Source organism: Nocardioides sp. (assembly GCF_016462705.1).
Lineage (GTDB): Bacteria > Actinomycetota > Actinomycetes > Propionibacteriales > Nocardioidaceae > Nocardioides.
The window spans coordinates 1-9854 of the sequence record NZ_JAEMSS010000154.1; the positions used below are offsets into that span (position 1 = coordinate 1).

The window sequence follows — 9854 nt, forward strand, 5'->3', positions numbered from 1 at the left end:
TCGTCGAGTCCTCCATCGGCCACATCCGCGACCTCCCGCAGAGCGCCGCCGAGACACCGGCCAAGATCAAGGACAAGCCCTGGGGACGGCTCGCGGTCGACGTCGACCACGACTTCGAGCCCTACTACGTGGTGCCGCGGGACAAGAAGCAGCACATCGCCAAGCTCAAGACGCTGCTCAAGGACGCCGACGAGCTCTACCTCGCCACCGACGAGGACCGCGAGGGGGAGGCGATCGCCTGGCACCTGCTGGACGAGCTGAAGCCCAAGGACGGCGTCCCGGTCAAGCGGATGGTCTTCCACGAGATCACCAAGCAGGCCATCCTCGACGCCGCCGAGCACCCGCGTGACCTGGACATGGACCTCGTCGAGGCCCAGGAGGCCCGGCGCATCCTCGACCGGCTCTACGGCTACGAGGTCAGCCCGGTCCTGTGGAAGAAGGTCATGTCCGGCCTGTCCGCGGGCCGGGTCCAGTCCGTCGCCACCCGCCTCGTGGTCGACCGCGAGCGCGACCGGATGGCCTTCCGGGTCGCGTCCTACTGGGACCTCGAGGGCACCTTCGACGCGGGCGCCACCAAGGAGCCCCGGATGTTCCCGGGCAAGCTGCACGCCATCGACGACGTCCGGGTCGCCAGCGGGTCCGACTTCGGCGACGACGGCGTGCTCAAGGACAAGAAGGGCGGCCGGGTCCACCTCGACCGCACCGCGGCCGAGGCCCTGGTCCAGGCGCTCAGCGACACGACGTTCGAGGTCCGCTCCGTCGAGGCGAAGCCCTACCGGCGCCAGCCCTACGCGCCGTTCCGCACCACCACGCTCCAGCAGGAGGCCAGCCGCAAGCTCGGCATGTCCGCCTCGGTGACCATGTCGGTGGCGCAGCGTCTCTACGAGAACGGCTTCATCACCTACATGCGCACCGACTCGACCACGCTGTCGGACGGCGCCGTCCAGTCCGCCCGGTCGCAGGTCCGCGACCTCTACGGCGCCGAGTACCTGCCGGACGCACCGCGCACCTACGCCAGCAAGGTCAAGAACGCCCAGGAGGCCCACGAGGCGATCCGGCCCTCCGGCGAGACGTTCCAGACCCCCGCGCAGACCGGCCTGACCGGCGAGCAGTTCCGCCTCTACGAGCTCATCTGGATGCGGACGGTCGCGTCGCAGATGAAGGACGCCGTCGGCCAGTCGGTCTCGGTCCGGATCGGCGGGGCCGCCGCCGACGGCCGCGACGTGGTGTTCTCGGCCTCCGGGCGCGTGATCACCTTCCACGGGTTCCTCAAGGCGTACGTCGAGGGCACCGAAGGCGGCAAGCGCAGCGACGACGACCAGGTCCCGCTGCCCGAGCTCGCCGAGGGCGACGCCGTCTCCGCGGCGACGCTGACCGCCAACGGCCACGAGACGAAGCCGCCGGCCCGCTACACCGAGGCCACCCTGATCAAGGAGCTCGAGGACCGCGAGATCGGCCGCCCGTCGACGTACGCGTCGATCATCGGCACGATCATCAACCGGGGCTACGTCTACAAGAAGGGCACGGCGCTGGTCCCGGCCTGGATCGCGTTCTCGACGATCCGGCTGCTCGAGGAGCACTTCCCGCGCCAGATCTCCTACGAGTTCACCGCCGGCATGGAGGACGTCCTCGACGAGATCGCCGCCGGCCGCAAGGACCGGGTCACCGAGCTCGCCGAGTTCTACTACGGCTCCGAGCGGGTCCAGGGGCTCCACGACCTGATCACCAACCTCGGCGAGATCGACGCGCGCGAGCTGGCGACGTTCCCGATCGGCGACCCCGCGCTGGGCATCAACCTCCGGGTCGGTCGCTACGGGCCCTACCTGGAGGGCCCGGACCCCGACGACCCGGAGGGCAACCCGACCGGCAGGCGCGCCAACGTCCCCGACGACCTGCCGCCGGACGAGCTGACGATGGAGAAGGCGAAGGAGCTGTTCGCCAACCCCGCCGGCGAGGAGATCCAGCTCGGCGTCCACCCCGAGACCGGCCTGGAGGTGGTGGCCAAGAACGGCCGCTACGGGCCCTACGTCACCGAGGTGCTGCCGGAGGACGCGAAGAAGAACGACAAGCCGCGCACCGGGTCGCTGTTCAAGTCGATGAGCCTCGACACGATCACCCTCGACGACGCCGTCAAGCTCCTCTCGCTGCCACGCGTGGTCGGCACCGACCCGGAGTCCGGTGAGGAGATCACCGCGCAGAACGGGCGGTACGGGCCCTACCTCAAGAAGGGCACCGACTCCCGGTCGCTCACCTCCGAGGACCAGCTGCTCACGATCGGTCTCGACGAGGCGCTGCGGATCTACGCCCAGCCCAAGCAGCGCGGCCGGGCCGCCGCCGCCCCGCCGCTCAAGGAGCTCGGCCCCGACCCGGTCTCCGGCCAGCCCGTGGTGGTGAAGTCGGGCCGGTTCGGCGAGTACGTCACCGACGGCGAGTACAACGCGACCCTGCGCAAGGACGACACCGTCGAGTCGATCACGATCGAGCGCGCGGCCGAGCTGCTGGCCGACCGCCGCGAGCGCGGGCCGGCCAAGAAGACCGCGAAGAAGACGGCGAAGAAGGCCGCCAAGAAGACGGCCAAGAAGACCACCAAGAAGGCTGCGAAGAAGACGGCCAAGAAGTCGTGAGCTGAGTAGTCGGCTCCATCGACGCGGGTCCTGGGCCCACCCACCCTGGGGACGTGGACGCCGACCCTCCTCCCCCGAGCACGGCAGCCCGCGCGGCGCGAGTCGTGGCACTGCTCGTCGTGACGCTGGCGGCGTGCGCGGTCACCTACGTGGTGGGCTTCCTGACCCTTGCCGAGGAGTGCGGCCTGCTCGGGCCTCCACCGGCCTCGGCCTCTCCGCAAGGCGGTGCGTGCGGCGACCGAGGGGGCGTCTGGGCGGCACTGCCCTGGGTCGTCGGCCTGCTCGGCTTCGTCGTCCCCCCGTCCGTCACCTGGTGGGTGTGGAGGAGCGCGGACGCCTCGCTGGCGGTACTCACTGCCTTCCTGTCCCTGTGGGGACGGGGCTGGGCGTCTCGATCGCCCTCAGTGCGCCGCCCGACGACTGCTCGGTCGAGCAGCGCCGGGAGCTGTCGCGGTGGCAGTGCCACAACCAGGACCAGGACTCGTCCGAGCGGTGACCGACGGTCGCGTCACCAGGTCCAGCTGAACCCGACCAGGCCCGCCCGGACCGCCGTCCACCTGGCCGAGACCCGGTGCCGCTCGTCCAGGTCGACCAGCACGGAGGACACGGGCTGCGGGTCGGTGACCGTCGCCCAGGTGCTGAGGTGCACGGCGGCGGGGAGCCGGGTGGGCTCGAAGGAGACCGCCATCTCGAGCTCGACCTCGTGCGGCAGGGCCGCGCGGCGCAGCACGGGCGCGGGCGCCTCGCGATAGTCGAAGGTCGTCACGTAGGTGAGGTCGCACGACTCGCCGGCACGGAGTGGCGTGTCGAGGGTGAGGACCACCGCCCAGATGCCCTCCGACACCTGTCTCGGCGCGTCGGCGGTGCCTCCCGAGGACACCTCCACGGTGACCGCGTCGGCGTCGAAGAGGTAGAGGCAGGCGGTCACGTCGTCGGCGAGCGCCCGCACGGTCTGGGTCGTCCGGTGGTACGCCGGCAGGCCGTCGGCGCCCAGCACGTGCTCGTCACGGGTCCGGTCCACGGCGTACGTGCTGCGGTCGGGCAGCCCCTCCAGCCGGATCTCGCCCGGGACGAACATGGGGGTGGAGTCGCTCTCGAGGATGTGCCGTAGCCGGTCGCGCTCGCCGACGTCGAACGCGAAGGCGTCCATGAACACCTCGAGGTCGAGGTGCGTGAGGAGCGCTCCGCTGAGGCGGCTGCGCACCCAGTCGCGCCGGGCCCGCGGCCAGTCGCCCTCCTCGAACTCGCTGAGCACGCCCCGGTCGACCAGGTAGGCCGCGACCACCTTGGCGACGGCCGCCTGGTTGAGGTCCCGGCCCCGGTAGGCGACACCGCGGCGCTCCCACATCGCCCGGTAGGGCCGGGCCGGGTCGGCCAGGAGACGACACAGGGCACGCCCCGCCTCGACCCCCGTCATCCACCCAGTGTCACCGAAGAGTCGACCGGACGTGACCGGGTCGACATGTTTCGACATCTGGTTGCCTACGGTCGCCGCAGCGACCACTCCACGAGAGCGGCACATCGATCGGGGCCCGGCAACGGGCCAAGGGCCTGGGGGACCTTTCTCGTGGGGTGGTCCGCTATATGTTCACCGAGATGGACTTCACCGGGACCTACCTGCCACAGGGGCTCTTCGTCTGCTTCGAGGGCGGCGAGGGCTCCGGCAAGTCCACCCAGTCCCGCCTCCTCGCCGAGCGGCTTGAGTCGCTGGGCCACGTGGTGCGGCTGACCTTCGAGCCGGGAGACACCCGAGTCGGGGCGGAGCTGCGCAGGATCGTGCTGTCCCCCGAGACCGGGCAGCTGTCCGACCGCACCGAGGTGCTGCTCTACGCCGCCGACAAGGCCGAGCACGTCGACACCGTCGTCGTCCCAGCCCTGGAGCGGGGCGAGGTCGTCATCACCGACCGCTACGTCGACACGACGCTGGCCTACCAGGGGGCCGGACGTGGTCTCGCCATCGGTGAGGTGGAGGAGGTCGCCCGGTGGGCGACCGGCGACCTCCGGCCGCACCTCACGGTCGTCCTCGACGTCGACCCCCGCGACGGACTGGGCCGGTTCGAGGGTCGGGACCGGATCGAGGCCGAGTCGCTGGACTTCCACCAACGGGCCCGGCAGTCGTTCCTCGACCTCGCGGCGGCCGACCCCGACCACTACCTGGTGCTCGACGCCCGGGCGGACCGCGACGAGCTCGCGGCCCGGATCCTCGAGCGGGTGACCCCGTTGCTCGCCCGGGCCACGGCCGCCGCGGAGGCCCGCGGATGACCGTCTGGGAGGACCTCGTCGGTCAGCACCGCACCGTCGAGACGCTGCGCACCGCCGCGGGCGGGCACGGGATGACCCATGCCTGGCTGTTCACCGGGCCGCCCGGATCGGGTCGCTCCAACGCGGCCATCGCGTTCGCGGCCGCGCTCGAGTGCGAGCAGGAGGACCCGGACGCCAAGGGGTGTGGCACCTGCCCCCAGTGCCACACCGTGCTGGCCGGCTCGCACGCCGACGTCACCCTGGTCCGCACCGCGAAGCTGTCGCTGGGCGTGGCCGAGGTCCGCGACCTGGTGCGGCGGGCAGCGATGCGACCTGTCGGCCTCGGCTGGCAGATCATCATCGTCGAGGACGCCGACCGGCTCACCGAGCAGGCCTGCAACGCCCTGCTCAAGGCCATCGAGGAGCCGACACCGCACACCGTGTGGATGCTGTGCACGCCCACGATCGAGGACGTCCTCCCCACGATCCGCTCGCGCTGCCGGCTGGTCACGCTGACCACGCCGACGACCCAGGACGTCGCGGCGTTCCTGGTGCGCGCCGACGGCGTCGATCCCGGGCTCGCGGCGTACGCCGCCCGGGCGAGCCAGGGACACATCGGGCGGGCCCGGGCGCTGGCCCGCGACGAGGGCACGCGCAACCGCCGTCGCGAGATCGTCGGCTACCCCGCCAGGCTGACCAGCCTCGGTGCCTGCATGACCGCCGCCGCCAACCTGGCCGACGTGGCCAAGGAGGAGGCGGAGCTGATGACCGGTGAGCTCGACGCCCGGGAGAAGGCGGACCTCGACACGGCCTACGGCGTGGTCGAGCGCGGGCGCCGACCCCGGGAGTACGGTCCGGCCCTCTCCGAGCTCGAGAAGGGCCAGAAGACCCGGGCCAAGCGCCGGGTGCTCGACGTCGTCGACCGCGGCCTGATGGACCTCGTCTCGGTCTACCGCGACGCGATCGCGATCGGCATGGGCGTCCCGGGCACGCTGGTCAACGAGGAGATCCGCGGCGACGTCGAGCAGGTCGCCCGCACGTCCACCCCTGAGCTCAACCTGCGCCGGATCGGGTGGATCTTCGACGCGCGCGAGCAGATGCTCGAGTTCAACGTCCCGGTCCCGCTCGCCCTCGAGTCGATGATGGTCGCGCTCAAGGTGCCGGGGTGAGATGGATCGACCCGCCATGATGTGCGGGTGAAGGACTCGACGACGCGCGCGGTGGCCATCCTGATCGTGATCGCGCTGCTGCTCGCCGGGGCCGGCCTGGCGATCTCGGCCCTGTCGGACGACTCGACCGACGGCACCGACCCCGGGTCGGCGCCGACCACGCCCGCCGGGCCGACGGTCGAGCCGACCCCGGACCCGGGATCGTCGGACCCGCCGGCGCCCGACCTGGCGCCGTTCTACTCCCAGCAGCTGGACTGGGAGGAGTGCCGTGACGGCTTCGAGTGCAGCCGGCTGACCGTGCCCGTCGACTACGCGGCGCCCGGTGGGGCGACCATCCAGCTCGAGGTCCTCCGCGACTCCGCCGACGACCCCTCCTCGCGGGTCGGCTCGCTCGTCGTCAACCCCGGCGGACCGGGCGCACCCGGGACGTCGTACGCCGAGCAGGCGAGCCAGGTCTTCCGCTCGGCGCTCACCGACAGCTTCGACGTCGTCGGGTTCGACCCGCGCGGCACCGGCGCGTCCGCACCGGTGGACTGTCTCTCCGACGAGGGGATGGACGAGTTCCTCAGGGCCGACCCGGTCCCGGACGACGCCGAGGAGATCGGCGACGTGGTCGAGGGGCTCGACGAGTTCTGGGCCGGGTGCGTCGCCAACACCGACGGCGGCGCCGACGGCATCGTCGCCCACGTCACCACCGTCGAGGCCGCGCGCGACATGGACGTGCTGCGGGCCGCCCTGGGCGAGGACACCCTCAGCTACTTCGGCGCCTCCTACGGCACCAAGCTCGGCGCCACCTACGCCGACCTGTTCCCGGACAAGGTCGGGCGGCTCGTCCTCGACGGCGCGGTCGACGTCTCCCTCGACTCGGTCTCGCTCAGCCTCGGCCAGGCCGCGGGCTTCGAGCGGGCGCTGACGGCGTACGTCGACAACTGCGTGGAGGAGGGCGACTGCTTCCTCGGCGACAGCACCCAGGAGGGGCTGGACACGATCGCCGGTGTCCTGGCCGACCTCGACGAGAACCCCATCCCCACGCTGGACGAGCGCGAGCTCACCGTCGGGACCGGCTTCCTCGGTGTCATCACCCCGCTGTACAACCGCGACTACTGGTACCTGCTGGACCAGGGACTCGAGACCGCGCTGGAGGGTGACGGCACGACGCTGCAGCTCCTCGCGGACGCCTACGCCTCGCGCAACCGGGACGGCTCCTACGCCGACAACTCGACCGAGGCGATCTACGCGATCAACTGCCTCGACGACCCGTTCGCGGTCACCCCCGACGAGGTCCCTGACTACGTCCCGCAGTTCCTGGAGGCCTCACCGACCCTGGGCGAGGTGTTCGCCTGGGGCCTGATCGGCTGCGACGGCATCCGGGTGGAGTCCTCCGAGCCGGACCGGGAGATCAAGGCGGCCGGCGCCGCTCCCATCGTGGTGGTCGGCACGACCCGCGACCCCGCGACGCCCTACGAGTGGGCGGTCGCGCTGGCCGACCAGCTCGAGTCGGGCGTGCTGGTCAGCCGCGACGGGGATGGTCACACGGGCTACAACTCCGGCAACGACTGCGTGGACGCGGCGCTCGAGGACTACCTCGTCGACGGGACGGTTCCCGAGGACGGCTTGGAGTGCTAGCGCCCGAGAGCCAGACGCCCTAGCCCGGCGACCGATCCGCGCAGCACGTTGCCCCATCCGAACGCGTCGTCCCAGAGGATGATCCGGCTGTCCTCGACCCGGAACGTGCCGCGCACCCAGAACGACGTCCGGTAGCGCTTGAACGTGATGGTGTCGGTCCGGTCGGTGAGCACCACGTCGCCGGTCGCGGCGGCGTGGTGGACCTCGATGACCACCCCGACACCGCGTCGTTCGAGGTCGAGCAGGGCGCCGCCGACCTTGCGCCCGCGCAGCGTCGGCAGCCCGGTGTTGCGCCACTCGACGTCGGGATGGAGCAGCTCGACCGCGGCCGCCGTGTCGGGCACGGCCAGCAGGTTGAGGAAGTCCCGGACCAGGATCTCGGCGTCGCTCACGCGGCCCGACGCTAGTCCTCACATCGGCGTGGCGATGGACTGGATCCGCTTGGTGGCGAGCTCGATCATCAGCTGCGCGGCCGGGGAGAGCGTCGCTCCGGCGCGGTGGACGACCGCGAACATGTCGTAGAGCTTGGGCTTCATCGACACCCAGCCGGCGTTGGGCGCCAGCCGGGGCAGCAGCTGGACGGCGGCGCCGCGCGGGATCACCGAGTCGGCCAGGCCGAGACCGACCAGCTCGACGGCGATCTCGACGTCCTCGACCTCGATCCGGGTGGCCGGGTTGACTCCGGTCTCGTGCAGCATCTGGCGCAGCAGGGTGCGTACCGAGTCGGTCGACCGCCAGGTGGTCTCCGGCATCACCAGGGAGGCCTGGGCCAGCTTCTTGGCCGTGATGGGCGAGGACAGGGTCTCGGGGTCGGCGCTGATGTAGACGATCTCGTCCCGGGCCACCGGCGTGACCTGCATGCCCTCGCTCTCCACCGAGGGCATCGCGATCATCGCCGCCTCGAGCCGTCCCCGGCGCAGGTCCTCCGCCACCTCGCTGGAGTTCTGCCCCACCAGCTCCACGCGTACGCCGGGGTGCCGGGCGAGCACGTCCGCGACCAGCCCGGCACCGGCGTACAGCCGCGCGACGCCGAACATGCCGAACCGGATGGTGCCGGTCTCGAACCGCTTGACCCGCTGGGCTGCCAGGCGCGTCTCCTCGGCGGCGGCCAGCGTGCGCTCGGCGTGCGGCCGGAGGGTGTCGGCGACCGTGGTGGGGACGACCCCGCGCCCCACGCGCCGGAAGAGCGTGACGCCCAGCGTCCGCTCGAGACCGCGGATCTGCTCGGACACCGACGGCTGCGCGTAGCCGAGCTCCTCGGCGGCCCGGGTGAGCGACCCCTGCTCGTAGACGGCCAGGAAGACGGTCAGCTGGTGCAGAGAGAGCATGCTCCCGAATCTATAGGCTCAGCCTTGAGATCGCATCGGAAAGCGAGGCTACCCCTATGTCTGTGTGCGCGTCAGACTGGAGTGGTCGCCCCGAGCCGGAACCACGTCCGGCCCCGACATCCCGACGAGGAGGACCCATGTTCGACCACACCTGCACCGCGTGCGAGCGCCGGCAGCTGATCTTCCCGAGCCAGGTCACCTCGCTCGTGAACACCGAGCACGGCATCATCGTCGCGTTCACCTGCTGGTGCGGCGCCGACCAGACGATGCTCACCGGCAAGGCCGTCAGCCGGCCCGTCGTGGAGACCGTCGCGGCCTGAAGCTGCCGGTTCACCCGAGGGTCAGAACCATCCCCAGGCCGTCCACGGAGCGGTCGCAGCCGCCCAGGGCCACCGAGCCCCGGCGCGCCTCGGGACAGACCATCACCATCGAGCGGAAGCCGGCGGTCCCCCCCGTTGTGGAACCAGCCCTCCGGTCCACCTCGCCCCGGCGTGCGGATCCAGCCCAGGCCGTGGGGCCCTCCGCTCGCCGCGAGGTGCGGTGACATGGCCAGCCTGATCGCCGCGCCCAGCTCGTCCTCCGGTGGGGAGAGGTGGGCCCGGACGAAGACCTGCATGTCGTCCAGGGTCGACCACAGCGCGCCCGCGCCAGCCATCGCGTCGAACCGCCACGCGGTCCGGTGGGCCTTGCCTCGCCGGGTGTGGCCGGTGGCCGAGCGGGCGACCTGGTCCGCGGAGCGGTCCACGACGGTGTCGCCCAGGCCGAGCGGCGCGGTCACTTCGGTGGCGACCAGCCGCCCGTACGACGTCCCGCGATGGTGCGCCAGGGCGTGGCCGAGCAGCCCCGCCCCCAGGTTCGAGTAGCGC

At 71.7% G+C, this 9854-nt stretch carries 9 protein-coding genes and 1 pseudogene; 6 read left to right on the plus strand and 4 right to left on the minus strand.

Going from position 1 to position 9854, the window contains the following annotated elements; translation table 11 throughout:
• Both topA and JHD21_RS16995 read left to right on the plus strand, forming a co-directional pair.
• Positions 1–2624: type I DNA topoisomerase (gene topA, locus JHD21_RS16990; RefSeq protein WP_292677574.1), on the plus strand; the 2624-nt coding region annotated here is incomplete at its 5' end.
• A 370-nt stretch (positions 2625–2994) separates the two neighbouring features.
• Positions 2995–3120, plus strand: a complete 126-nt coding sequence (locus JHD21_RS16995; RefSeq protein WP_292677576.1) for a hypothetical protein — start codon at positions 2995–2997, stop codon at positions 3118–3120.
• Positions 3121–3132: 12 nt separating this feature from the next.
• Here JHD21_RS16995 and JHD21_RS17000 read toward each other — a convergent pair whose 3' ends face one another.
• Positions 3133–4041, minus strand: coding sequence for a hypothetical protein (locus JHD21_RS17000; RefSeq protein WP_292677578.1), 909 nt, complete (start codon positions 4039–4041; stop codon positions 3133–3135).
• A 179-nt stretch (positions 4042–4220) separates the two neighbouring features.
• Here JHD21_RS17000 and tmk point away from each other — a divergent pair, with 179 nt between their 5' ends.
• From tmk to JHD21_RS17015, 3 genes are read left to right on the plus strand one after another with little or no spacing between them, the layout of a single operon-like run.
• Entirely contained in the window at positions 4221–4886 is a 666-nt protein-coding gene (tmk, locus tag JHD21_RS17005) for a dTMP kinase (RefSeq protein ID WP_292677580.1), read from the plus strand.
• Positions 4883–6034 carry a DNA polymerase III subunit delta' gene (locus JHD21_RS17010; protein WP_292677581.1) on the plus strand — a complete coding sequence of 384 codons (1152 nt, stop codon included), beginning with the start codon at positions 4883–4885 and terminating at the stop codon, positions 6032–6034. The genes tmk and JHD21_RS17010 overlap by 4 nt, the downstream gene beginning before the upstream one ends.
• A 27-nt stretch (positions 6035–6061) precedes the next feature.
• A complete protein-coding gene (locus JHD21_RS17015) occupies positions 6062–7660 on the plus strand; it encodes an alpha/beta hydrolase (RefSeq protein ID WP_292677583.1) in 1599 nt (532 codons plus the stop codon).
• Here the strand turns inward: JHD21_RS17015 and JHD21_RS17020 are convergent.
• Entirely contained in the window at positions 7657–8052 is a 396-nt protein-coding gene (locus JHD21_RS17020; RefSeq protein ID WP_292677585.1) for a limonene-1,2-epoxide hydrolase family protein, read from the minus strand. The genes JHD21_RS17015 and JHD21_RS17020 overlap by 4 nt on opposite strands.
• An 18-nt stretch (positions 8053–8070) precedes the next feature.
• Positions 8071–8988 carry a LysR family transcriptional regulator gene (locus JHD21_RS17025; protein WP_292677587.1) on the minus strand — a complete coding sequence of 306 codons (918 nt, stop codon included), beginning with the start codon at positions 8986–8988 and terminating at the stop codon, positions 8071–8073.
• A 137-nt stretch (positions 8989–9125) separates the two neighbouring features.
• On the opposite strand from JHD21_RS17025, the gene JHD21_RS17030 reads away from it, so the two are divergent.
• A complete protein-coding gene (locus tag JHD21_RS17030) occupies positions 9126–9308 on the plus strand; it encodes a hypothetical protein (protein WP_292677589.1) in 183 nt (60 codons plus the stop codon).
• A 140-nt stretch (positions 9309–9448) separates the two neighbouring features.
• Here JHD21_RS17030 and JHD21_RS21925 read toward each other — a convergent pair.
• A pseudogene (locus JHD21_RS21925) lies at positions 9449–9841 on the minus strand (serine hydrolase domain-containing protein); the annotation flags it as partial.
• Between the last annotated feature and the right edge of the window lie 13 nt (positions 9842–9854).

What these genes read in the sequence shown, in the direction of transcription:
- JHD21_RS17000 (WP_292677578.1), bottom strand. Translation starts at nt 4,041, where the DNA reads ATGACGGGGGTCGAGGCGGGGCGTGCCCTGTGTCGTCTCCTGGCCGAC.
- tmk (WP_292677580.1), top strand. Translation starts at nt 4,221, where the DNA reads ATGGACTTCACCGGGACCTACCTGCCACAGGGGCTCTTCGTCTGCTTC.
- JHD21_RS17010 (WP_292677581.1), top strand. Translation starts at nt 4,883, where the DNA reads ATGACCGTCTGGGAGGACCTCGTCGGTCAGCACCGCACCGTCGAGACG.
- JHD21_RS17025 (WP_292677587.1), bottom strand. Translation starts at nt 8,988, where the DNA reads ATGCTCTCTCTGCACCAGCTGACCGTCTTCCTGGCCGTCTACGAGCAG.
- JHD21_RS17030 (WP_292677589.1), top strand. Translation starts at nt 9,126, where the DNA reads ATGTTCGACCACACCTGCACCGCGTGCGAGCGCCGGCAGCTGATCTTC.